21 protein-coding genes, 2 tRNA genes, 2 rRNA genes and 1 pseudogene are annotated in these 24035 nt (G+C 54.4%); 16 read left to right on the top strand and 10 right to left on the bottom strand.

Annotated features, from left to right (window positions below):
* Both FEAC_RS04350 and FEAC_RS04345 read right to left on the bottom strand, forming a co-directional pair.
* Positions 1 to 485: ribosomal RNA gene (locus FEAC_RS04350) — 23S ribosomal RNA — on the bottom strand; the annotation flags it as partial.
* A 194-nt stretch (positions 486 to 679) separates the two neighbouring features.
* Positions 680 to 2203 (bottom strand): 16S ribosomal RNA (locus FEAC_RS04345).
* Positions 2204 to 3041: 838 nt separating this feature from the next.
* Here FEAC_RS04345 and FEAC_RS04340 point away from each other — a divergent pair.
* The 4 genes from FEAC_RS04340 to FEAC_RS04325 all read left to right on the top strand — a co-directional run bounded on the left by FEAC_RS04340 (position 3042) and on the right by FEAC_RS04325 (position 5656).
* Complete coding sequence (locus tag FEAC_RS04340; protein WP_035392665.1) at positions 3042 to 4112, top strand: hypothetical protein; 1071 nt, start codon at positions 3042 to 3044, stop codon at positions 4110 to 4112.
* A gap of 49 nt (positions 4113 to 4161) precedes the next feature.
* Positions 4162 to 4237: transfer RNA gene (locus FEAC_RS04335), tRNA-His, on the top strand.
* Between the two features lie 43 nt (positions 4238 to 4280).
* Positions 4281 to 4355, top strand: a tRNA-Lys gene (locus FEAC_RS04330).
* Positions 4356 to 4435: 80 nt separating this feature from the next.
* Complete coding sequence (locus tag FEAC_RS04325) at positions 4436 to 5656, top strand: tyrosine-type recombinase/integrase (protein WP_052565547.1); 1221 nt, start codon at positions 4436 to 4438, stop codon at positions 5654 to 5656.
* A 110-nt stretch (positions 5657 to 5766) separates the two neighbouring features.
* Here FEAC_RS04325 and FEAC_RS16300 read toward each other — a convergent pair whose 3' ends face one another.
* Positions 5767 to 5880: a helix-turn-helix domain-containing protein gene (locus tag FEAC_RS16300; RefSeq protein ID WP_152623077.1), complete on the bottom strand. Its 114-nt coding sequence runs from the start codon at positions 5878 to 5880 to the stop codon at positions 5767 to 5769.
* Positions 5881 to 7124: 1244 nt separating this feature from the next.
* On the opposite strand from FEAC_RS16300, the gene FEAC_RS04320 reads away from it, so the two are divergent.
* From FEAC_RS04320 to FEAC_RS04300, 5 genes are all read left to right on the top strand, one after another.
* Entirely contained in the window at positions 7125 to 7784 is a 660-nt protein-coding gene (locus FEAC_RS04320; protein ID WP_035392318.1) for a hypothetical protein, read from the top strand.
* 227 nt (positions 7785 to 8011) lie between these two features.
* On the top strand, positions 8012 to 9196 hold the full coding sequence (locus FEAC_RS04315) for a hypothetical protein (RefSeq protein WP_035392311.1): 1185 nt from the start codon (positions 8012 to 8014) through the stop codon (positions 9194 to 9196).
* Positions 9197 to 9504: 308 nt separating this feature from the next.
* Positions 9505 to 9822 carry a hypothetical protein gene (locus FEAC_RS04310; RefSeq protein ID WP_035392308.1) on the top strand — a complete coding sequence of 106 codons (318 nt, stop codon included), beginning with the start codon at positions 9505 to 9507 and terminating at the stop codon, positions 9820 to 9822.
* 564 nt (positions 9823 to 10386) lie between these two features.
* On the top strand, positions 10387 to 10716 hold the full coding sequence (locus FEAC_RS04305) for a hypothetical protein (protein WP_035392306.1): 330 nt from the start codon (positions 10387 to 10389) through the stop codon (positions 10714 to 10716).
* 7 nt (positions 10717 to 10723) lie between these two features.
* Positions 10724 to 11020, top strand: a complete 297-nt coding sequence (locus FEAC_RS04300) for a site-specific integrase (RefSeq protein ID WP_152623076.1) — start codon at positions 10724 to 10726, stop codon at positions 11018 to 11020.
* A 783-nt stretch (positions 11021 to 11803) separates the two neighbouring features.
* Here the strand turns inward: FEAC_RS04300 and FEAC_RS04290 are convergent.
* A pseudogene (locus FEAC_RS04290) lies at positions 11804 to 11971 on the bottom strand (GIY-YIG nuclease family protein); the annotation flags it as partial.
* Positions 11972 to 12059: 88 nt separating this feature from the next.
* Positions 12060 to 13133: a DUF4232 domain-containing protein gene (locus tag FEAC_RS04285; protein WP_152623075.1), complete on the bottom strand. Its 1074-nt coding sequence runs from the start codon at positions 13131 to 13133 to the stop codon at positions 12060 to 12062.
* 400 nt (positions 13134 to 13533) lie between these two features.
* Between FEAC_RS04285 and FEAC_RS04275 the strand changes: the two genes are divergently transcribed.
* Genes FEAC_RS04275 through FEAC_RS15080 form a run of 3 tightly spaced genes read left to right on the top strand, consistent with a single transcriptional unit; the run spans position 13534 to position 14600 of the window.
* A complete protein-coding gene (locus FEAC_RS04275) occupies positions 13534 to 13791 on the top strand; it encodes a hypothetical protein (protein WP_035391934.1) in 258 nt (85 codons plus the stop codon).
* Entirely contained in the window at positions 13792 to 14223 is a 432-nt protein-coding gene (locus FEAC_RS14535) for a PIN domain-containing protein (RefSeq protein WP_081901285.1), read from the top strand. It abuts the gene before it with no gap.
* The gene (locus FEAC_RS15080) at positions 14220 to 14600 is read left to right on the top strand and encodes a hypothetical protein (RefSeq protein ID WP_052565541.1); all 381 of its coding nucleotides are present in this window, start codon (positions 14220 to 14222) and stop codon (positions 14598 to 14600) included. Before FEAC_RS14535 ends, FEAC_RS15080 begins: the two co-directional genes overlap by 4 nt.
* A 185-nt stretch (positions 14601 to 14785) precedes the next feature.
* On the opposite strand, the gene FEAC_RS16575 is transcribed toward FEAC_RS15080, so the two are convergent.
* Positions 14786 to 15097, bottom strand: a complete 312-nt coding sequence (locus FEAC_RS16575) for a hypothetical protein (protein ID WP_035391940.1) — start codon at positions 15095 to 15097, stop codon at positions 14786 to 14788.
* 1380 nt (positions 15098 to 16477) lie between these two features.
* Positions 16478 to 17416 (bottom strand): glycoside hydrolase family 25 domain-containing protein, encoded by a 939-nt coding sequence (locus FEAC_RS04255; protein ID WP_052565539.1) that lies wholly within the window; start codon positions 17414 to 17416, stop codon positions 16478 to 16480.
* A 1307-nt stretch (positions 17417 to 18723) separates the two neighbouring features.
* Between FEAC_RS04255 and FEAC_RS15475 the strand changes: the two genes are divergently transcribed.
* Positions 18724 to 18888: a hypothetical protein gene (locus tag FEAC_RS15475; RefSeq protein ID WP_156099329.1), complete on the top strand. Its 165-nt coding sequence runs from the start codon at positions 18724 to 18726 to the stop codon at positions 18886 to 18888.
* 14 nt (positions 18889 to 18902) lie between these two features.
* Positions 18903 to 19850, top strand: coding sequence for a hypothetical protein (locus FEAC_RS04245; RefSeq protein WP_035391942.1), 948 nt, complete (start codon positions 18903 to 18905; stop codon positions 19848 to 19850).
* 101 nt (positions 19851 to 19951) lie between these two features.
* Here the strand turns inward: FEAC_RS04245 and FEAC_RS04240 are convergent.
* From FEAC_RS04240 to FEAC_RS04230, 3 genes are all read right to left on the bottom strand, one after another.
* Positions 19952 to 21191, bottom strand: a protein-coding gene (locus FEAC_RS04240) for an ISAzo13 family transposase (protein WP_152623074.1) whose coding sequence is annotated in 2 segments (ribosomal slippage) — positions 19952 to 20671 and positions 20673 to 21191 — 1239 coding nt in all. Because the reading frame shifts where the segments join, the coding sequence is not laid out codon by codon here.
* An 886-nt stretch (positions 21192 to 22077) separates the two neighbouring features.
* Positions 22078 to 22416 (bottom strand): type II toxin-antitoxin system PemK/MazF family toxin, encoded by a 339-nt coding sequence (locus tag FEAC_RS04235; RefSeq protein WP_035388808.1) that lies wholly within the window; start codon positions 22414 to 22416, stop codon positions 22078 to 22080.
* Positions 22413 to 22652 (bottom strand): hypothetical protein, encoded by a 240-nt coding sequence (locus FEAC_RS04230; RefSeq protein WP_052565535.1) that lies wholly within the window; start codon positions 22650 to 22652, stop codon positions 22413 to 22415. Before FEAC_RS04230 ends, FEAC_RS04235 begins: the two co-directional genes overlap by 4 nt.
* Before the next feature lie 170 nt (positions 22653 to 22822).
* Here FEAC_RS04230 and FEAC_RS04225 point away from each other — a divergent pair, with 170 nt between their 5' ends.
* Both FEAC_RS04225 and FEAC_RS04220 read left to right on the top strand, forming a co-directional pair.
* Complete coding sequence (locus tag FEAC_RS04225) at positions 22823 to 23113, top strand: type II toxin-antitoxin system Phd/YefM family antitoxin (protein WP_035388807.1); 291 nt, start codon at positions 22823 to 22825, stop codon at positions 23111 to 23113.
* Between the two features lie 44 nt (positions 23114 to 23157).
* Positions 23158 to 23385, top strand: a complete 228-nt coding sequence (locus tag FEAC_RS04220; protein ID WP_052565551.1) for a type II toxin-antitoxin system RelE family toxin — start codon at positions 23158 to 23160, stop codon at positions 23383 to 23385.
* Positions 23386 to 24035: the final 650 nt, after the last annotated feature.

Below are 24035 nucleotides of genomic sequence, written 5' to 3'. Positions count from 1 at the left end.
GCTTTCCCAGATCCCGCGCTACTTGGGTGGTGATCGAAGGAGGTTGGAGGTTTTCGTCTACGGGGCCATTACCCTCTGTGGCGCAGCTTTCCAGACTGCTTTGACTAACCAGCCAACTTTGTAACTCCTCCTAGGCTCTGGCGAACCTAGATGATCACTCCCACTACCCCGAACCGGCAACGCCGCCAGGCTAATCACACCGGTTCGGTTTAGGCTCTTCCCTTTTCGCTCGCCGCTACTTGGGGAGTCACTGTTGTTTTCCTTTCCTAAAGGGTACTGAGATGTTTCAATTCCCCTTGTTCCCTCCTCCTGCCCTATATATTCAGGCAGGGGTGACATCGCATTAACTGATGTCGGGTTTCCCCATTCGGAGATCCATGGATCGAAGCTTGGTAGACAGCTCCCCATGGCTTATCGCAGTCGCCTACGTCCTTCATCGGCTTCAGGCGCCAAGGCATCCACCGTTGGCTCTTAATAACTTGGAGTACTTATGTTGATTACTCGTGCTCGCTCTTTCATTCTCAAGATGCATAACAAACGCATTGTAGCTGAAGAGGGATGCCAGGCTTCGACACTTTCTTTGAGACAGCCTCACCATCTGCGACAACTACTTAACTAGTTCTACTTGCGTAGCGCTAAGTGTGTAGCTGTGTTAGATGGGTTGGCGTGTGCTCCTTAGAAAGGAGGTGATCCAGCCGCACCTTCCGGTACGGCTACCTTGTTACGACTTCACCCCAATCACCGACCCCACCTTCGACGGCTCCCTCCATTACTGGTTGGGCCACCGGCTTCGGGTGTTGCCGACTTTCGTGGTGTGACGGGCGGTGTGTACAAGGCCCGGGAACGTATTCACCCCGACGTGCTGATTCGGGATTACTAGCGACTCCGACTTCACGCAGTCGAGTTGCAGACTGCGATCCGAACTGAGACCGGCTTTATGGGATTGGCTCCCCCTCGCGGGTTGGCGACCCTTTGTACCGGCCATTGTAGCATGCGTGCAGCCCTGGATGTAAGGGGCATGATGACTTGACGTCGTCCCCACCTTCCTCCGAATTAACTCCGGCAGTCCCCTACGAGTCCCCGGCATTATCCGCTGGCAACATAGGGCAAGGGTTGCGCTCGTTGCGGGACTTAACCCAACATCTCACGACACGAGCTGACGACAGCCATGCACCACCTGTGAAGGGCCCTAAAAGGACACTGCATCTCTGCAGCTTTTCCCTACATGTCAAACCCAGGTGAGGTTTTTCGCGTTGCATCGAATTAAGCCGCATGCTCCGCCGCTTGTGCGGGCCCCCGTCAATTCCTTTGAGTTTTAGCCTTGCGACCGTACTCCCCAGGCGGGGCACTTAATGCGTTAGCTACGGCACGGAACCCGTCGAAATAGGCCCCACACCTAGTGCCCAACGTTTAGGGCGTGGACTACCAGGGTATCTAATCCTGTTCGCTCCCCACGCTTTCGCTCCTCAGCGTCAGTACCGGCCCAGATCGCTGCCTTCGCCGTTGGTGTTCCTCCTGATATCTGCGCATTTCACCGCTACACCAGGAATTCCACGATCCTCTACCGGACTCTAGCCATAGCAGTATCGGATGGCGACTCCAGGTTAAGCCTGGAGATTTCACATCCGACTTGCCAAGCCGCCTACGAGCTCTTTACGCCCAATAAATCCGGACAACGCTTGCCCCCTACGTCTCACCGCGGCTGCTGGCACGTAGTTAGCCGGGGCTTCTTCTGCAGGTACCGTCAGTTTCGTCCCTGCTGAAAGGAGTTTACAACCCGAAAGCCTTCATCCTCCACGCGGCGTTGCTGCGTCAGGCTTTCGCCCATTGCGCAATATTCCCCACTGCTGCCTCCCGTAGGAGTCTGGGCCGTGTCTCAGTCCCAGTGTGGCTGATCGTCCTCTCAGACCAGCTACCCGTCGTAGCCTTGGTGAGCCGTTACCTCACCAACAAGCTGATAGGCCGCGAGCCCGTCCCAGAGTGATAAATCTTTCCTCATTCAGTCATGCGGCCGAATGAGAGTATTCGGTATTAGCACCGGTTTCCCGGTGTTATTCCAAGCTCTGGGGTAGGTTGCTCACGTGTTACGCACCCGTTCGCCACTAGGTACTTCGGGTATTACTACCCTGATACCCCGTTCGACTTGCATGTGTTAAGCACGCCGCCAGCGTTCGTCCTGAGCCAGGATCAAACTCTCCGTCATAAACGAATGTCTCTTGGTTGGCGATACTCTAGGAGCCTTACTGCTTTCGCGGTTATGGCTCTGGTCTAGATACCGTATGGACAAGAGACGAGTTAATCCGAGCTGGATTGTTGTATCTCAAAGTGTTAGGTTGACGAGGTACTAGATCGTCACTCTCGAGTCCTTGCTGATTGCTCAGCAACGATCGAGGTCGACCTAGGGTTTCCTCTCATACCCGCACTGGCATGTCTTCCCTCTTCAGTTTTCAATGTGCCACACCAGCTTGCCCTTGGTTGGTGACTCCTTAAGAGTCACCTTCTTCGAACGAGCGCAGCCTTCTGATTCCAGAAGGAATCATCGACTGTGGTGTGTCGTTTGCGAGGTACTGGCTCTTTGGCTGTATTACCAGCTTTTAGCTACCAGTTCCTCGTTGCCAGAGGTGATTGCTTCTCTCTTGGTAGAGATGACAACCACATGGGATAGATAAATCTAGTGTGCTCTAGGGGGAGGGGGTGACGGTTTTGGGGGGGAAATTTGGAAATTTGCCAAAATTTCTAGTTCGGCCCACCTAATAGGGCTATTGCGATACGCCATGTGACTGCACCAGCTGGTAAATCCTCCGATTCGCACAGTGACCTAGCCGGTAACCCGGGGTACCCAACAAACAAACAGACAGACATCTATCTGCGCGAATGCAGCACTAGCATCGGTGCTTAGACGCAAACCAACCTGCTGTGTCAACCCCGCCATCAGCAGACAGACAGGATTAGCCCAGTCATCAACACCAACGGCTCTCGATGTTGAGCGCTGGTGTTAACCAAGAGACCACCACTCAGGATGCGACCCATAGAGTAGACGTGTGGACCAGGGAACGTTCCGGCTTGACATCATCGGATTCGTAATCGGGTTGGTTTTGATTGAGTTAGTCTTGGTCGCCGGGAGTTCGCCCAACGATCCTTTCAAGGGTCGCCTGAGGGCATTCATGGTGTCTGCGATGCTTTGGCTGGGTTCATTCCTACTCCTCCTCACCCCGATCCAAATCCTAACTAACCCCATCCAGCACTTTGGAACCACGATCTGGATACTGCTCGTGGGATCGGCTCTCTTGGTCTGCATGGCGGTAACGCTGCGCTTTTCGCTCGGATTACTGCACGATCATATGCACGGCCCTTACACAACACTTTTGTTAGCGAGCTGGATTATATGGGGATTCATCGACGTCGTGCTAGCGGCAAGGATCTATCCTTTCGTCTCCGTCGTCGCCCTAGGTGTCGGTGCCCTCATGACCTTTGGACTACTGTTTGCGATTGTCGACCGTATCGGCACGATCAAGTCAAGGGTTTTCCTCCGTGCGTCGATAACGGTAGTTGCGGCCTCGCTCATTGTTGGACTAGTCGCCGCCTTCATCGGTCATTCGAACACACTCCAGATCGACCTCGGCCCTAATCAGCAGCCCACATTGGCTACAGCAAGCAGCGGAGCTCCCGGCATCCTCAAAATCCGCAACCTAAAGGAAGGGCTTCTCACCTCGGGGCTAGGCCTCTCTGACAAGGTGCTACGGCTTAACTTCCACGGTTTTCTTCGGGTTAGCAAACCAAACTTTCACCAACTCGTGACCCTTACAATACATGGACGCTTCGGAGCTAGCAGAGCTCAGCAGCTCCTCTTTCAAGCCCGTGGAGTGCCACAGCCCGGCGGTTCTCTTGCTGTTGTGGCATCAAAACTCACGCTCCACTCACAGACACCAGCCGTGAATGCCCAAGGTCATGCCGACGCTGTTTTGGCCGACGCAATCTTTGGTTCTTTACAATTGCACCACCACACCTACACCTATCTTCTTACCTACGAACCAACTGGTCTTTACATATTGACGGGGACCATCGATCTTTGGCCACAGTCAGCGGCCATTGGGCACGCAGCGCTTGAGTAACAAGCTGCCGGGCTACCCACCACAGGATGTAAGCTAAGTAACCGCGATGGTGATCGTAGCTCAGTTGGTAGAGCGCCAGATTGTGGCTCTGGAGGTCAGGGGTTCGAGCCCCCTCGGTCACCCCAGAACGTCGATCAGGCCGTCACATGGTATGATCTTTCAGACCGAGCGCCTCTAGCTCAATGGCAGAGCAACGGACTCTTAATCCGCAGGTTCTGGGTTCGAATCCCAGGGGGCGCACCAGTTCAGAGCGTATGTACACTTTCACACTAGGCTGAAACCCAACAGCAAACCCAACAAGGGGTTTGAAGTTGGAGGAATCGATGGCAGGAAGCATGCGGCTGGTGGCCCAACCGGGCACCTTGGAACTGCGTGTGTTCGTGGGTCGAGACAGCCTGGGAAAGGTCAAGCATCGCTACGTTCGCTTCCGCGGTACGAAGCGCCAGGCCGAACGGGAGCTTGCCCGGCTGGTGTCTGAGCAGGAGGCAAAGCCAGCACCAATCGTTGAGACCGAATTAAAGTGGAACTCGACGACCACCATCAACGACGCAATCATTGCTTGGCGCGACAATGGCTGGGCAGATCTCTCCCCATCCACGACACGTAGGTACGAGAGTTTATGGAAGGTCCAGATCAAGGACTCGATTGGTCGAAGGCGCATCGCCTCGTTGTCATCCTATGACGTCGAGAAGTACCTACGAAGCCTGAAGGACGATGGACTCGCTGAGGCAAGTGTACGCCAAGTCCGGGCGGTACTCGGAAGAGCGTGCCGATTGGCTCGAAAGTGGAGCGGTGGAGCTTTGCCCAACCCGATTGCAGACTCAGAGCTGCCAAGTTGGTCGATTGAGTCTCACACGCCAGTGAGGGCTCCTTCACTTGATGAGGTGCAGAGGTTGCTTGTTGGGGCCCAAAGCCTGGATCCACGCATCAGTTGTATTCTTCGCATCATCGTTGCCACCGGCATGCGTAGGGGCGAGGCCTGTGCTATCCGTTGGAACGATTGTGATCTCACACTCGGCACCATTCGCATTGATGAGTCGATTGTATCTAATAAGGGGAGCGCGACTGTGAAGTCGCCAAAGACGAGGGCCAGCATACGAAGTGTTGCAATCGATGAGGGAACCTTAGATGAACTTCTCAGACTGCGCGAGATTCAAGAGAACTTAGCTCAGGATGCGGATTTGACACTCGATGCCAACGCCTTCGCCTTTTCCTTTGCGCCAGGTGGCTCTACACCGCCTCATCCCGACTCGATCTCGCATGGTTTTATGAAGGCACGGGCGCGTTCACAGATAGCCGGCGATATCCACCTGCATTCTCTGCGTCACTTTCAAGCAACAGCGCTCGATGCCGTGATATCAGAGAAGCAGAAGCAGTCGCGACTCCGGTGGACGAATGCGGTCATGGCTCGTCACTACACCGACTCGGTGCCAGATGAGGATAGGCGAGCGGCTGAGCATATTGGTCGACTGCTCGGTAAGGGAATTGGGGCCAATGTCGATCTCAAAGAACCACACGTCGGACAGATTATGGATCCCAACTGAGCTGACTCTCGTATCGAGGAACCGGTTCCGGTTTCGATGCTGGTGGCACCCTGTATGTTCGAGGTAGCGACATAGTGCCCGTTGGCCACCGATCTCTCTCTGTCCAGGAGCTAACGAAGCGCCTCTTGAGAGACTCGCCACCGACCACCAGCTCTGATGCTTGGAGCTGGAAAGGTACCTTCCGCGATTGTCTTATAAGCGGTCGAACGCCTTACCCCCAACATGATCGCCGCCCATCCTCGCTGGAGGGTAATTGATCCTCTCGGTTCACCACTCGCGCTCCATCGGTTGCCATTAGATCACAGCGGGCAAGCTAGTTGTCGATGAATCCACACTTCACTGCGAAACCTGATCGAACGCAACGAGAACAGTCCCTTCGTCCTGCAATCGACCGGTAGGCGGTGTGGCCCTACCCGATTCCTCTGACCCGTTATCTATCGCAATCGCCGAGCAATGCTCAACCAACTCCACTGCACAGCCCATGTCGAGGGCTCAACTGCCTGATCAACTCAGCGTCCGCGTTGTCAACAAGTTAACCGGCTAATGAATACGTTGGAAAGTTCTCCGCTGCGCTTCGAACCCGGTTAACGGCTCTTAACCTGCTAGTCGAGGCGCTCTGCCCAAATTTTGAGGTGCCTCACGATTAGCCGGTTAAGACGCAGGTTGCGGCGAGCCCTTTGGCCATCGCCGCCACCCGGATGACCCGCAAGCAACGCATGATCAATGCCGCCAGGGATTCCCAGGGCGATTGATGGTTGTCTCTTTCGGCCTATCTGTGTTTTCATGCTCAACCGTTGGTGTAGTGTTTGTACAGCACCATGCCCGACTGTCAAACGTCCTGTTCACATGGAGTGTTACAACTTTCTCTACTACTTCAAGCGTTTCCGCAGGTCGGCAACTCACTTAGCGTTTCCTTGGCTGGAGGGAGCATAAGAGCGTGGCTCTGGCCTCTGCGTCTTGCTCATTGCCATCATGGCACGATCACCAGCTACTAAGTGGTTGGAGGACCTTGATGGTGATCAAGTTAAAAGCCATCCAAGCTAACAGCAACTGTCAATATGCTTGTCCCCCAAACGGATGACAGAGACTGCAATCACCGTTGGGAAGCGCTCAAGTCGTTGGTCACCAGAATCGTAGGTTCATGATTCAACAACGTGAGAGAGTAAAGACCAAGGACCGTCTTTAATCCGGCTGAGCTGCCCATATTCAATAGCAATATCACCCAAAGGCCCATGTTCCTCTGTTGGTGCAACCCATGTCGCAACTGGCCCTACCTCGGCTGACAGTCCCCCCTACGAATGTTGGACACCGATCCTGGAGCTTTCAGCTGTCAGATGGCAAACATGCTGGTAGTAGGTATATTTCGCTAATTTGTCATAATGCTGTGAAAACGTCGCCACGATGTGTAAGGTTCCCCGATGTACCAGACGATAACTCTGGTAGTGATAACTACCATAAGGGGGTAATGATGAAGGTAAGGAACATGGTTCGAGGGGGAGCTGCGCTAGCTGTCGCTAGCCTGCTGGCATCCCTCGTGGCAGTGCCTAATGCTTATGCTAGCGGGGCGGCTCCCGTTTCGGGTGCTAGTGTTGGCCAAGTCAATGAGTCCAAGGTTGTCGCCAATGTTGAGCCTATGGTTGCGAGTACTGTTACGTCTGTATCCCCGGTTGGAGCAAATGGAATGTCGGTGCTCACTCTTGCAAATGGAGTTCGCCTGAATGCGCCTGCGCCGATTGCGGATGCCGCACGACAGCAACTCTCGCGACATGTTTCCATTCAGCCCGCTGATACGGTGACCGGCAGCTGTGGAAGTAGCTACATTTATATCGCTCCCAACAGTAACGACTCCGGAGTGGTTGTTAACACCGGATACGATGTCGAGCCAAGCGTGATTGGAACGGTACTGTTCAACTACTGGGATGCCTCTGGATCTAATGTAACCTACAATAGATCGTGGGGCAATCAGTGGAGCGAGAGTAGTCCTGGTTATGATTGGGAGAATCCGTATTACCAGGCGCTTAAAGGTGCTGGTTTCTACATTGGTGGAGTTTCCAGCGGAAGTTACGCGTACGGGACGAACGCCATTTGCTACTCGGAGAGTCCGACTTCCCGTACCGATGTCCCTTAACCGCCCCACAGAATCGGAGCAGCAGAAGGATGCGAGGGATAACATTAGGGGGACCGATTCCCATGCGAGGTGGACAAGGCCCAGTGGACTGTCCAACATCTAGGCTTTTACCACTTACGGTGACGTTACGGCCCTGAATGAGTCGAGACTGTGGGTCAGTACAGTGACCACAGTCTCGGCACAACGTGTGGTAGTGCAGCGATCGGGATCTGGGAGAGGAGGCTCTCATGCGGAACATCTTTGATGGTAGTCACTGGTCTATACAGTGGGACTTTCAGGCTGACCTCCTGAACGTACTCCTCTATCTTCGTGATGCTCTCCAGCTAGATGATGCTGCATTACCACACGTTCCCCCGCTACTCGTTTCAATTGGCGATCCGGTTCACGTGCGACTGAGTGCGACTGATGTCAAATTAGTTACGGGCACTTGGCATAGGCTCTGGAAGCTTGCGATCCCACTGCAACCAAAGAGTCACGCTGACGCCACAGATTTACTATCGGTGGAGGCTCGGCTACTGAGGCGTGTGACACCATTTGATCAGGTTGTTGCCGAAGTACCCCTGTTGCGCGATCTCGCCTCGTCTCCAGCCGTTCTCGAAGTATTGCAACAAGCCCGAGACAGAGCATTGGAGTGGAACAGAACTCGGACAGCGGAACGCATTGCATTTGGACGTAGGTACGCTCATGAGGTCAACGCACAGGTCAAGTCGCTTGTCGAAAGACTTGTCGATGCGCGGCAGCCGACATCTGACCTCGAATTGCAAGCGTCAATCACAATACTAGATAGTGAAATAGAGTGGTGGGACCACCTCCGGCCAGGGGTTTTCCTCTGCACCAGGGTGGTTGCTCAGGATCGGAACTTGTTTTTTAATCTTCTCCAAGAGACTTTTCTTTCTGTCCCTTCGCTCGAGGTTATGACGGGCTGGACAGAAGAGATCGTTGTCCCGCAACACAAGCTCCCCCCTTCGGCGCTTCCTCAATCGGTCGTTCTCGCGGACAATGAAAACATCGTGCTGACCTGCGAACGGGTGATCCCCTGTCGCGATGGTTTTGAGGTGAACCTCAAAAGGACTGCCAAGAATATCGGGACCAGTACGACGTTGTTGTCTGACCGAAATCAGAAGCCTTACTGGGAGAAAAATCAGTCGTCTGACCCCTACAACGGCCTCCGGCTAGAGGTCAGATTCGCCGATGAACGCAAGGAACTTGTCACCGATCTGCGACGAGAAGATAGACCTGGTGACCCAACTGTAGTGCGCTTCGACCGACATCCTTTCGATCGCAATTCCCTTTGGCTGTGGATTATGCCCCTACCACCACCAGGGGCTTGTGTCATCGAACTATCCTGGCCCGAACAAGGTATTGACAGTGCTATATTCGAGTTTGATGGGATTCTGCTGCTCCTTCAGTAAATCTTCAGCCGTGTGTTCACCCAGAATGTCTCTAACTCGCAACAGTGCTGTGTGCACATATTAAGGAATGATTGGCTCTGCGGGCATTCCTTTTGATAGAGCCCTAGCTCTCTGTGGTTGTGTGTACAGAATGTCAAATATATGGATGAGAGCGAGAACTACGTAAGATCGAGAGCAGCATAGGAGCGAGGCAAACAAACTGTGGGTGGTCTTCTCGCAAACGAAGTGGACCACGCTCAAGGGGCCGTCCAGGGGTGTAAGCTAGGCTTGGACGCACGCGCTTCTAGGCTAAGTTGGAGCGCATCGTTGTGACTGCGTCCCAGTCCGCGGCGTTGTCGTCAGCGTCGCTTCCCCCGGCTAATGGCACCTCGATCAATGTCGAAGGACAGCCCCCAGCGGGCCCAGTCTTTTACCTTGGCACCAGCAGCAAAGGCCGAGATCTGGTACGCTTCGAATGGCGTGAAGCTGAACCCAGCTGGGCACGCCCAATCGGCCACGACGCGAGTTGCCGACCTGATTTCCTGCGTCGAGATCTGGTCAAAACCGACGCCATTGGGACCGGTGACCGTTCCGGGGCCGATCCAGAAGTGCGACAACTAGCAACCGCAATTTATCCACAACTATGACCTCTTCTACCCACTGTCCCAAACGTTTACCGCATTTCTTCCGAAGGCTGAGTTCTTCAAGTATTCTTAAGTCGTCGCCAGAACGGGAGGTCTCCTGACTCGGACAGCCTCCACGCTGAGCGCTCACCCTGAAGAATGATCAGGTGTTCCGGCTTCGTAGCTGGCGTTGTTGTATCTCCGCTCGTGAGCTCTGAGCAGTGCTAAGCCTCTTTGTATTCTTGGGTTTGAATCGCTCATTGAGATAGCGGAGCTCAGTCGGGCAGTTCACCCAACTTTTCACCCAACAATTGTGTCCGAGAACGTCCGACCCAGTCCGGGGCTGTCCCACTGCCATCGCCACAACACTTCAACGAGCTGCAAAAATGGGACGTACTCGGACACTTTTACTACCAGCTCGGACACTTTGTAACCACCTCTTAATCCGCAGGTTCTGGGTTCGAATCCCAGGGGGCGCACCAGGTGGGAAATGGTGTTATGTCTGAACCACGGAACGGCTGCCCGCATTACCCTTAGATCCATTAGCTGAGGGACTAGATCCACAAGCGTGACAAGGACGTCTGGCAGTTGGTCGTCGATCTTCCTAAGGACCCGATCTCAGGTAAGCGTCGGCAGAAGTGCGTGACTGTTCACGGGTCAAAGCGCAAGGCTGACTTCGAGTTGGAGAAGTTGTTGAGTGAGGCTCAGCACTCACGTGCACGAGACTCAAGCGTGTTGGTGGAATCTGCGATCAGAGAGTCGATTACCCTGGTGAGTCAGAACCTCTCCCCCACGACCGTTCGCGGCTACATGGGCTGGATTGATCTTAAGATCGTTCCCGCATTGGGCATGCTTCCATTGGCTGAGGTGACGGCAGCGCATTTAGATCGGCTCTATCGGGATCGGACGGTTCTTTAACCAGGCTATGAAGTGGGGGTGGGTCGAGTTAAACCCCGCTTTGTTGGCCTCTCCTCTAAAGGTGGCTGTGGCGCGGGTCATTGCACCAACGGTTGAACAACTCATCAGTATTCTCGAGGAGACAAAGGCGGTGCATCCCCAGTGGGGTGCCTTCTTTATGCTTGGGGCCCTGACCGGTATGAGACGAGGGGAGCTCTGTGGTCTGCATTGGGATGACTGTGGGGATACTGGAGTCATGGTGACAAAGTCGGTGATCTATACTCCAGCTGGTGGGACTAGAGAGGCACCCACCAAGACCCAGTAGGCAAGATTCGTCGCTCTCGATTCCGTTGGTCAAGCCATCATCGAAGGGCAGAAGGAGGAGCTGCACGGGGTTTGGGTCTGGGTCTTACCTCAAACCCATATCTGTTCTATTCAGAACCTGATGGATCATTGCCAGTGCATCCGGATAGTCCCTCAAAGCTGTTTCGGCGCCTGTTGGATAAGTTCGGGTGGAGGGAGTTGCATCTACACGGCTTGCATCACTTCACAGCTACCCAGTTGGTCGCGGCTGGTATGGATATCCGTAGCGTAGCTACGGGCTACTAGGCCTTCGGGATGCCTCTGTCACACTGAAGGTGTATTCGCATGTGCTTGGGGCCAAGAACCAAGAGGCGGCATCGATTATGGGAGCTTTGTTGAGGCCACCGATCCAGCTTGAGGGTGAGAGAGTCGAATAGATAGCACTGTCGCGTTGGGGTTGAGTGTGCTCCTTAGACTCGAACGACCAAGAGAGGCGCGGATAAAGTTTGGGATCTGGATGCGGCGGTTTCCAATCTGGGGGTTGATTTGGTATGGGGAATCGGCCTGTGAACAAAGCACACTGGGTCTCAAAGGCTCTGTTGACTTCATATCGGCGGGTATAGTGCTGGTTCGATCGCGAGCATCTCGAAGTAACCATGCTGTCCGCCAGACACATGGAGCGGTTGTGACGGCAGTCCCAGCCGGCAGGCCGTGTTGGGCGATCGTCGCTCATAGAAGCCATCGTTGCGATGATTTGCTCAGTTAAAATGCCAGTTCATGGGGAATGTTATGACAAGGACATGCCGCGATTGTCACAGTGTTGCGGAACTCGGCCGGGTTTCTCGGTAAAACGCTGGATCTCCTCGAAGCCCGCGACTACACGCTCCTCAAGAGACGGTGGTCCGCCATTCTCCTCAGGCGGTGCGAAGTCAGCAAGTTCTGCGGCGAGTGCTTCGAGCTCCGGGTCACTCATAGCGCCCCTCTTTCTTGAAACGCATGAAGGCAGCAGCGCCTTCAGCCATGCGACGCTCCCAGTCATACTAAGAATCGGGCTCCAGAAATTATGAACCTGGGGGGCCGAGGTTGGTGGCGTATTCAAATAGATCTGACGGTTCAAATGGGTAGACGTTGCCCTGTCCACAGCTCGAGAAATGGTAGTTAACGGGCATTGCTCGATCAACGAAATCGTTCCCTGGTACAGTTATAGAGCCCCCGCTATCTGGAAGGGTAATCGCTACACCGGTATATGGTGTCAGTGGAGACGATGTAATATCTGGACCGCATAGTAGTGGCAAGCTAATTGGTATCTCAGCGTTTTGGACCCCGCGCTTTACAATCACGATGGATTTGCGATACTGGATACTCTTTGACAACGGAGGTGTGAATAGGAAAAACGCACCTTTGTTGGTGGTTGGTGTGAGTCGGACAGCGCTACCACCTGTGCCGTCCAACACTACCGTTGGATAGCCCTTAAGGCTGCACGTGATTGCGCTCGTGGCTCGGAGCGTGATCAGTGCAAAGAGAGAGGCGCCATCAGGTGGGGATGGGACTGAGTCCTGGACGGTCGCTACGAGATTATCTGCTGAGCATGCAGGTGCGCTCTTGGGGAGGCCAATGGGGGTTGGTGGTATGTACAGGTGCGTGGGAGGTGGAGGTGGTACGTGGGCAATCCTTGGTGCATCTGGAGCATGAGCAACACCGGATATGCGGAGACGCCAGCTAACCTTCGGGTTGGACAGGTAGAGGTTCACCCGATCGTCGGTGAGGGAGGAACGCTTAACCCAGAAACGATCTGGGCTTCGAGTTCTCGATGACGGACAGGTAAAAGTTTCAACGTACTCGTTCTGAGATCCAGTCTTGCTGTAGTCCAGATAGAGCTTTGCACCCGATGATCCGCCTTGGCAATCCATCGCAAAGAGCAGAAAGGATCGTCGAAGAGGCGCAGCACCGATCACCAGCGTTCGATGAGGAGTACCGATACCGCTGATTGTCGTCGAAGTAGCCTGGTTGGTGGACGAACTCTTATGGCAAGCCGCCAGGAGCAGTGATGCGCTGGTAACAAGCGCTAGTAGACGCCATCGACCTGAGTGGCCAAGATTACCTCTGTGAAGTAATTCGGCTTCCTGCTTCCGCACACTTGGCAACACTAGCAGGAGGCGTTCTGGTATTGTCGGCTCTCTTGACATTCATGTGGATGGTCAGAGGCCATCATGGGAATCCAGTGTCATCGTCCTGGTTCGATCCAGAGCATCTCGAAGTAACCCGTGCCGGGCGGCTGTGGCAGTCCCGACCGGCAGGCCATGTTGGGCGATCGTCGTTCATAGAAGCCATCGTTGCGATGGTTCGTTCAGTTAACATGGCAGTTCAAGAGGCACGTTATGACAAGGACATCCATCAAATGGGAGCCATATCCAACTGTCCGGTTATGCGGTACCATCCCACTTAGTTGGGCATCAGCACATCGAACATCGAATCAGATCGGGCCATCGACGGTCAGCCCATAAAGCGCTATCCTGTGTACACAAAGGAGACATAATGGGCAAACTCAAAAGCGTCGGCGTTCGTGAATTTCGCAACAATGCAAGCACCTACCTTTCGGGCTCCGATCCGGTTGCCGTGAACAAGCACGGTCAGGTGATTGGGTTTTATATCCCGCTCGAACGTGATCAGGACGAAGTACGTCGTGCTATTGCCAAATTGGGCGTCACGGTAGAGAAGGTCCTCGAAGACACGGGTATGTCCGAAGAGGAGCTGGCGCAGCTGTTCGACCTCCGGCGACAGTTGCCTGAATGATTGTGGTGGTTGATACGAGCGTGCTCGCTGCAGAGCTGCTCCACAAACGAGGGCGCGATCTGTCCCGCCATCCGGAGTTACGCAGCGTCATCCGCTCAAGACCAATGGGAAGAGACACAACACGAACTACCGAAACGGGCCAAGAAGATTGTGGAGCATGGTCATTTGAGCCAAGCACAAGTCGATCTGCTGTTAGGCGACGTTGATGAACTCTTCACCAGCCGCACCATTGAGTTCATTCCTTCTTCTGCCTACGAGGAGAAGGAGGAACTTGCACTTCGGCGAGTGCCACAAGATCCAAAGGATTGGGCTCCTGTCGCGCTAGCCATAACCATGGATGCTGGCATTCTTACTCGCGACGGTGACTTTCTCGGATGCGGACTTCCGACGTGGACGGTAGAGACCCCGCGTCTGGAGCTTGAGAACCTGTGACCCAGGGACTCAGCGATCCAGAGATTAGTCGAGTTGTCAACCGCTATATCGGCCTATCGAGTGGTTACCTCGGATCGCCTGATCGCTTCTCATGCAGGACCTACGCTGACTTCTACACCGACTACTGCGATCTTGATGTCAGCCTTGCTGGACATGAGGGGATGACCCGGGAAGTATTCATTTCTGTGCTCGCTTCGCTTTCACCCCGAGACCAAGCCAAGGTGCTTTGCGGTGTGATCGAGAGATTCCCCCAGGCGAACTTGGCGCACCAGCCACCCGGCAAGCAATGCACGCCGACCTACTTCGGCTCATTGAACAACTCGACGCGGAGCAGCTCGTCACGGGCATCATGCCTAAGATTGCGAGCGAGGTGGTAGAGCGGGCGCTGACTGATGCGGAAACCTCATCCAAACTTCGGGTCCAACGAGTGCCGTGGATCGAGTGCATACCGCTCTCCATGGTTACCTGCAGGCCATTTGCGATAGCGAGGGCATTGTCTTACAGACGAGAGGACACAGTGGTCGCCCTCCTGAGAAAGGTACAGTCCGATCATCCCAAACTGTCAGACCTCGGTCCTCGGGCTTAGGACATCGGGAAAGTACTCAATGCCAGCGCCAGCATTCTCGATGCCATGCTGCCAGCGCGGAATCAGGCGAGCGTGGCACACCCAAATCAGGAGTTGCTCGATGAGACGCAGGCTCGGCTTGTGACCAACGTCGGGCGAAGCCTCCTCAGCCATCTGGACGCCAAACTCTCGTGGAAATGTGGACTCGCGTGAAAGTTTCAGAAGATCTTCTCGAAGACCTGGTTCATCCCACAAACGCAGTCGAATGATGTCAGCCGGTCTTTGCAGGCCAGGCGTGGTCAAGGCCACAAAATACCCGATATAGGAAGATTCCGGACGACGGTGGAGGACCAAGTAACATCGTGTGGACGAACAATACCGATCTCATAACCCGAAGGTCATTGGTTAAACACCGATCCCGGCCACTAAAAAACCCGGGTCAGAGTCGGTCTTTCGGGATCGACTCTTCTGTTTCCCAAATAGTCATACATGCGCTCATCGCGCACTCCTAAGAATTTGTAAAAATGGTTTACGATTGTTCGTAGATACTCCGTCTCATTTGCCGCAATGGCGGTACTTTTCTGCATGCTTCGACTCGATGTGAAAAAGAATCACGAACATGGCACACGACCTGTCAGTTCCCATTTTGGGATTGCCGCCCAGTACCGTAGGCGTGTGAGGACTTTCTTGCGGCGGGGTTTCTTATAGTGTCGGCGATGTGCTGCCATACGAGAGTTCCTTGATCTTAATGGGAGCAGTAGGCTGTGGTCTTTCCGTTGGCGGAGATTGCAGTTGGTGCGGTCTGCATGCTAGCATCTGCTCGGACTGGAGTACTAGGATGAGCAACTGCAACAGCGGTGGGCCTGGTCTTTACCGGAATTGGTGGCGTGTTGACGGGAACTCTTAGTACAGGACTGCCGGCATTTGCACTAGCACTGATAGCCTTCGGCCTCGGAATGAACGTTGGCCCGCGGCGATATAGCTTTCGCTGGCACAAAAGGACAAGCTGCTAGAACGAAGGCCATTAAGTCGGGGAGCAAGGCTGAGTCGGAACTTACCGAACTCCCAGCAGGCGAAGAAGTAGTTTCAGTCCTGACCCACAACTGTTCCAAGACGGCGGCCTGTCTCGCTGATCGCTTCGGGAATCTCACTACCTTCAAGCTACAAACTCGGTGTCCCAATTGACCGAAATGTGCACGAATGCCACCTTCGCCGTGATACGAACGGCTTTGCTCCACCATTGTAAATATGGGGAGGCTGTAGGACTCGGACCAAGTGGACCTACGACCCACACGCTTGCTCCTCCCAAAGAGGCTTTTTACACCTTGCTCAGCCCACCGCCTCTCGACGAACCAGGGTCTGCTACCGGGCTTTCCTGCCTTTACCCATGCGGGACTCTCACCCGCTGGGATGATCCAGTTTTCAGGACGCACCATACCGCCATTACGGGGTGTCGCTACGACACCTGCGGGTCACCGTCGTCATGCGCTGGATATGCAGAACAAAGTATGAAACAGAGCGGACGCACAACGCCCAATAGCCAACACCAATCGCTTTTCGTGTTCTACACGGGTATACACAACGAGTCCTCGGCCTGTCGCAATAGGATCCGATATCGGCATATCGTGACAACCGAGGACGAAAATCTTAGATGTCTCCCTGACACCAAATTTTACGTATAGTAACTCTTCAGCAGGAGTAGTCACCGTCTAGACGTGAAACCCATTGTGTGACGGAAACAGTGCCTCCGGTAAACGACGTCTGTTTGCAGTTCGATATCGCGCCGCGGAGGGTTCGGGCTCCTGGAATCCAGTTAGGAATTTGCCACAGGGACCCCGAAGCAGAAGTCGTACCTCCAGTAATAGCGTTCCACTGAGACGACGTCGAGTAGGCCCCTACTGCCGCGACACCAACGACCTTCAGCGCAGCGACCATGCCTTGCAGATCGGCAACGTTCATTGCCTGTCCTGTTGTGTCGCTCTGCCACGTGTTCGCAGTCTCTACGTCCAACCACCACGGGTAGCTTCCCGGTGAGGTTGGCACGATAGTCGGAGGATTTTGGCCGTCGATCGCATTGGCAGCGCTGGTGAGCCATGCGGCATCCTGGGTTGCCTTGTTATAGCCGTACTGCCAGGCGCACGCTTGGGAATTCTCACCAACGTAGTAAGTACCGTTAGTTGTTGTGACGGTCGTCGTCGTGCATGATCCGTATGGCGTCGTTCCAGTCGTTGGCCAGTCCGTGATCGGTGTTCCGTTGTAAACGTTTCCGGGGTCAGCAGTGTTCACGTAAAGCGACGCCTTTGGTTGAGCCGTTCCACCGATTGAGGTCGCGACTGCCCAATACAGCTCGCTCTGGGAGTAGGACGACGACGGCCCGAGGCACGGGTTGAGGTCGTTCGCCAGGCCCCCGTTTACCCCGACGATACCGAATGCCGTGGTCGACGGGAAGCTACTTCCGCACTGAGGGTAAGAAAGGTCGAACCCGGTAGTGGTCGAACCTGACCCACCGCCACGGCTTGGCTTGGCTGCAAACGCTGGACCAGTAGTGACAATCATGAGCGCGACGATTGCGATCGCCTGGATGACAAGGCCAAAGGTTATCCGTCGCCCGACTCTGCGTATGTCCATGGCCCGCCCCCTACTCACTCGCTGAAGCCTAGATTAGCAAATGCGTTCCGCAAGTTGTGCAAGAAGGCCACAGAATCTTTGAACCTTTTCGATTTAGGACATCATTGTAGGTCCGTCATTGACTTTTGACCCCTATCCGAATTCTGATAACGGAAAGCGCTGTTTAGTGAATGAATATCTGAGTGGGTGACTGGTCCGTAGCAATGTTCAAGGACTCGCCCCCTCTCACAAGGGGCGTACGGCACATGAGCTGTTCATTGCATCGCGATAGGGTGCTAGGTGTGCAGAGTAACCGCCAATGGGCGGCTTCTTTCCCCAAAGTGGACCCTGATGGATTTTACCGATCCTGTTCCGCGTCCATATGCGCTCCAGTTCAGTTGCTCTACCCAAGTATGTACAAGTGGATTTTGAAAGTGGGCGGCAGCAAACCAGGTGCATATATCTCTTGCGGTCCCGATGAATAGGGAAAGTAGAGAAGGAGACAATGAAATTGAGCTGTATCGAATGCGGAACGCTAATTGATCAGGATCGAGTGGCGCACCAATGGTACCACGATCATGGCTGTTGTGTCAGGGAGTGCTTAGTTGCATGAGAACAGTGGTGAGTGGAGCTGGTGCGCTAGAAGTTGCCCAAATGCACGCTATTCTCGACTCGCTACCGGGTGACCGCGGCCGTGTGCTGGATTATCTCACGAGAACCCTGGGGTTCCGCGTCGAGATCTCGCCTGGACAAGATTAGGAGATGTGCGCGTGTAACTTGGATAAATCCCGGTTGGCAACGGTTTCACGGGGATGTTGCTGAGATCTTTAGCCAAATCCAGGGTTTCTCGCCCGTGAGCAAGGGTGATGACATCGGTCGGCGACACGATAGCTTCGCTACGGTGGATGAGAAACCCATCAACGTGATCGTCGAGGTCGTGCAGTTCAATAGGCGATGCCTAAACGATTGCGAAGCGTGGCTACTTGCTCATGTCGATGAGATTGAGATCCACGCGAGTACAGCGTTCCCGCATGGCGCGAACTACCCATCCCTGCCTTCAACGGACCGCACGAGTGGATTGAGGCGCTGGTGCCATTGCGAGAATAGGTGGATCCGGTGAATGAATGTGTTGCGAGGTAATCGCAACCGAGGAGACACGTGATTCCTGGATTCAGTGGATGTGCGATGAAAACTGCCATTTCCAACCGGAGCGTCCCGATTTGTGTGCCCACATCGCAGTAAACGGCTTGCTTGTCTGGATATGACTGACGACCAAAGTTGGTCTGGGTCTCATAGCTAGGGATGCTAACGGTGATGAGAATCTCCAGGTGCGTATCGTAACTTCGATGAAGGACAACGTTGGTAACTACTCGATGCGCAATACAGGTCCAGTAGGCGTAATTACGGCGTACTCCGTTGGGCCCGACTATCCGACGAATCCGACCAAGTACTACTATCCAGATTGTCCCTCTTGGGTCAATACATCTCTATAGAATGGAGCTCTCTGATGCCCTGGAGTGGAACACCACCATCTCATTTTATTGGCCATAGGGAGCCCTGCACTTTCCGGTCCAGCAAAGTTCACACCGCAGAGGTGCTATACCAGGGGAACGAGGGCTACTACGAGGACATCGCATGCACTTTGAAACTGGCGCTCTTTGGGGGATTTACCCGTAGCTTCGCTGTCTATGATGTCGGCTTCTTTTCAACGTTCATGCTCGACAACCCTGTTCCCCTTAACCCAGAGGATACGACGCATGTTTTTGTTGATCCAGGATCAACTGGTCATGTCCCGAGTACTTGGTGTCTTGCCTTCATCTCCTACACTACCGTGGCCCATCTTCGTGCAGGTCGAGAGATTCTACGGGCATCGGGTGTCGCGGCCCAGGATGAGTTCGGATTCCCGTACTGGGGCGATATCCCGATACAGCCCCAGGATCATCAATCGCATGGGGTGTACCAAAGTCCCGGTGGGGCTAACGGATACTTGCCTGAAGGGGTGCAGAGTCGTGTTCTCAAGCTCTATCTCGAAGAACCCCCCGACTTAATCCTCAGTCTGGTCTTTGACGGCTGGCCGACCTACCAGAAGAAGGTGAATCAGCTCACCTGGCTCTGTTTGGGACCACCAGAACCATCCATGTCAGGGCTCCAGCCACTCCATCTTTACTTGAGTGACGAGGAGCCCCACGGCCGCGACATCGCTGATGAGCTTCCCCAACTCCCACTGATCCCAGGCACCCAAGAAAGACTCTCGTCGCTATGGCTCCTTGGCGAGTATCGTGCTCGGGATCTTGGCGCCTACGCCTTCTTCTGCGATCCAGAGTCCCGAACGAATGATCGTTGGGTCAGCTGGCATCCTAACGAGGATGCCAGCCTCACCGAAATCCTCGAAGCCACTACCACTGCCGACCTATCAGCTGGAACTATGGCCTGTATTCAGCGTAGCGAACCCTAAACCTGACGGTTGGTCTCATCTCTTGAACCTCCTGGCGTAGCCGCTTTCGCTGATAACATCAGCGAGTAAGGACGCACCAATAAATAACTCCATCAAGTTAGTTACACGGTTGTAGTCTGCTTGGCGGGTCGGATGGTGTAGTTCCATTCGCCGTGGAACGCGTAGGGTTTGATCTGGCGGGTGACCATCGCCATCTCAGCGTCGCTGATCTTGATCTTGCGAGGGTAGCTGTTGGTGTCTGCCTCTGCATGCACCGTCAGGCCGGCTCGTGTAGTTGTCGCTCCAATCAGCTCGATCACCACCTCGTGACTCGTTAGCGGCCTTCCCCGCCAGTTCATCGTGATATGGGCGAACAGCCGGTGCTCAATACGGTTCCACTTGGAGGTACCCGGCGGGAAGTGGCACACGGTGATCGACAGGCCGGTCTCGGTAGCAAGTTGGGCGAGTTCACGTTTCCGCAGCCTCAGCCTCAGCCGGTAGCCGTTGGAGCCTCCTGCATCCGCGCAGACGAGCAGCCTCTTGGACTTGGGATAGCGCACCTTGCCAACACCGAACCACCAGCGGCGCAGAGTCTCCACCGCGAATGCAGCAGTATCACCATCGGAACCAACCGATACCCAACCAGTGTTCGCCCCTACGTCATAGACCCCGTAGGGAACTGCCGGGTCTGGGAAGTCATGGGTCCCCACTCGCACCGGACCATCTTTGGGTTCCCACTCCCGCCCGCCGTTCTTGTAGCCCGGCTCGGCTCCGACGAGCTCCTTCTTCTTCGCATCGACACTGACCATGGGATCCTTCGCCCTTAGGAATCGCCTACCCGTATCCGTGGATGTGACGGAACTGGGCGTCACGGTCAGGGTGCTGACGGCCCTCTCTCACTTTGGCGTTCGCCTGCAAGCTGTAGCCAGCATCACGCAACAGAGCAGCCACCGTCTGATCCGACACCGGGTGCCCCGATGCACTCAGCGCCTCGGCAAGGCTGAGCGTGGATTTGGCAGTCCATCGCAGTGGTGACATCGGATCACCCCGAGTCGCCGGGTCTACAAGCGCGTCCAGTGCTGCTGCCAGCCCGGGGTCCGCAACCGTCGTCGACTTGCGACCACCCCCGGAACGACGCGACCGCCCTGGCTCCAGAACATCGGAGCGCTCCAACTCCGCTACCGCAGTTGTCACCGTCGAGCGAGCCACCCCCGCCACCCGGGCCACCGCCGAAACTCCACCCCAACCCAGCTCTCGAGCTTCGACACCCAATAACGCCCGCCGCTGTCGCTCGTTCAACTGGGGCCACAACGACTCGATCCGCCGACCTACCGCTTCCAAAGTTGCCGCATTGATTGCCATACCTCAAGGCTATCAGGCGGAGAGCTATTTGCTTGACTTATTTATTGGTGAGCCCTAAGCCCAACGACGGTTCGACATTACCAGGAGCTCTGGGATCGAGATATTCACCGAGCCATCGGATGTCGGGTAATCCGAGAAGAGGTTCCATATGAGATTGAAAGTGCTTTCGCCTGCATAAAGGCGTTAGAAGGTGGCCATCCAATACTACAACATATTCCAGTTGAACGGGTTCTTTCACTTTATGCCGGATACCGATTGAGGAATTCCAAGTCGGTGTCGGTTAGTAGGTTGAGCCAAAAGGGAGCCACCGCCTAGTATTTCCGCAGGACGCAGTGGATGGCGGAGCAAACACGCAGTTATATTGCTCTCGGAGTAGTGGCGCTGAAGTTGACTGTGATGGTACGTGGAGTCGGTGATCTCCACAGAGTGATACTTGGGCGTGCTTTGGATCTGCGATGTATAGGGAGGAATTATTGAATATGGATGTTACGGATTCCCTCTTTCTTCCGAGCTCGATACTTGCGGGTACAGAAAACTCCACTGCGGCTTGTGTTCGGTCGAGGGGAATCAGATGCTTGGCCCACATCTACACATGTACCTTTCTGGTTCACGATGATAGCGATCTCCTCGTCTGTTAATTCGCCTGAGTCAGGACCATCGGATGATCTATTCGCAAAGAGCACGACGGCTACCAGAATTAGGAGAAGCATAATCGCTGTCAATAGCTGTGGTTGTAGAAGTTGTGTTATGTCTATTGATCCTCCTCACCTATTCGTCTAGCATCTGTCAGCGCCCACGCAACAATATATTGGGGCGGACCATCAAATTCACGGTAGCGGATACCACAACTGCACGCTTGCCGGAGAGGCACTACCGCCTCCTGGGGTCAGATATCGAACAGGAGCCTTAGCACCCGGCCGATCTCGAATAGAGGCTCCTGACCTATCAAGCCAAGACGTGCGATCTGGCGTTCTTCTGAAATCGATTTGACGTCTTCGCATTTAGCATAGCTAATTTCGCTAAGACCTGAACTTGCGGGGTCTAGTTCGATATGTGAAGGGAGGCCCCGGTATCGTGTAGTAGTAGGAACAACGATGATCACGCCTGCCCGACTTTCATTAAGTGCGTCAGCTGAGATCACAACGGCAGGACGTCGCCCTGCCTGTTCTCTTCCTATAGGATCTCCGAAGTCGATCAGCCAGACTTCGCCTCTAAGCGCGCTCATTTAGATTGATCGTGTAGCGCGATACCTTCAATGGTGCGCTCCTCCTGGACCTCAGACCATGCTTCGGGGTCATCGCGAAGCTCCGAGTATCTGTTTGTCAGTTGCGAGAAGAAAACTCGTCGTTCCAGGGCATCGGCCGCCTCGTCAAGAAGAACAGTCATGGGGCGGCCAGTAGAGGCGGCGAGACGCGCGAACCGATTTCTAGTCTCTTTGCTGACCCTAATCGTGGTACTCATGCCTATAGTATACAATTGTGTAGCTTGGTAAGTCTATCACGTCAATCTGGCGCGAGAAATCCTCCACGTGCCGTACGGCTAGGGATGATTCACGATTTGCCGACCATAGAAATCATAGGTCCAGTCCCTGCTTCGATAGTTCGACATAGTCGTTCGCTAGAATTACGTACATGTCTACGCTACCATTAGCTGATGCTCGTGCTCAACTCTCGAAACTCGTCACAGAGGCGGAAAACACGCACGAACGCTTTGAGATCACTCGCAAGGGCCATCGTGTCGCAGTGCTGCTTGGAGCGGATGACTACGACGCCTTGTGTGAGACAATCGCAGTCCTCTCGGATGCCGAGTTGCTACGATCCCATGCCGAGGGGATACGAGCCGTTGAAGCTGGTGATGTCGTAGACGCTGACGAGCTTGCGCAAATGATGCGTCAATCGAACAGACTGCGTCAACCTGATTGACCGAGAGAAGGTATCGGTTAGAGGTTGTTGCTCCGGCGGCTCGAATGCTCACGGAATCATTGCCACCCAAGATTGGGGCGGCTATCTTTGTTTTCCTTACTGAGGTTCTGGTCAATGAGCCAAGAAAGGTAGGAAAGCCGCTCCGACCACCAATTGACCTTGTATGGTCGGCGAGACGAGGCTCTTATCGGGTTCTGTACCTCATCGACGAAGATCAAGGTATCGTCATCGTCACTGCTATTCGACATCGAAGTGATGCATATAGGACCTGATCCGAACTCAGTCGATTCTTGGCCTTATCTGCGCATCAGGGATTCTCACCCTTGACGGACCAGGAAAGCTTGACCGTCGCGGCTCATGCAACCAGATCTTCGGCGCCTGTCCAAGGATTATGCGCATCGTCGGGCCAGATTCACGTTGAGTTTCTATCCACCCAACTTTTCACCCAACAATTGTGTCCGAGAACGTACCGTCCAGTCCGAGGCTGTCTCACCGCCCTTGCTAAAGACTTCGATGAGCTGTAAAAGTGGGACGTACTCGGACACTATGACTACTGGCTCGGACAACTTCGTGCTGGCTTACAACCAGCAGGTCGGGGGTACGAGTCCCTTAGCGCCCACCAGGTCAAAGGGTATTCCGTCGACACGATTGCATAAAATCCCAACAGAAAACCCAACAAGGATTTCAAAGCTAGCGGATTTGTTTGTAGGAGATGGACACGTCGTGATTCAGCACGATGCATGTAAACTCCGAGTTTACAGTGGGAAAAGGGGCCAATAGTTGCTGGAGTGTTAGTTTTCGCAGGTGTGCAGCTAGTACTTTTGTCCCGATAGGCCGCCTTTTAGCTTTATTACTGACAGCCAGACAAAGCACCGGAGGTATGTGGACGCGAGGCACGGCTTGCTACGCTGACGGCCCGACT

It is taken from the genome of Ferrimicrobium acidiphilum DSM 19497, from assembly GCF_000949255.1.
Taxonomy (GTDB): domain Bacteria; phylum Actinomycetota; class Acidimicrobiia; order Acidimicrobiales; family Acidimicrobiaceae; genus Ferrimicrobium; species Ferrimicrobium acidiphilum.
This window is presented reverse-complemented; position numbering and strand designations above follow the sequence as displayed.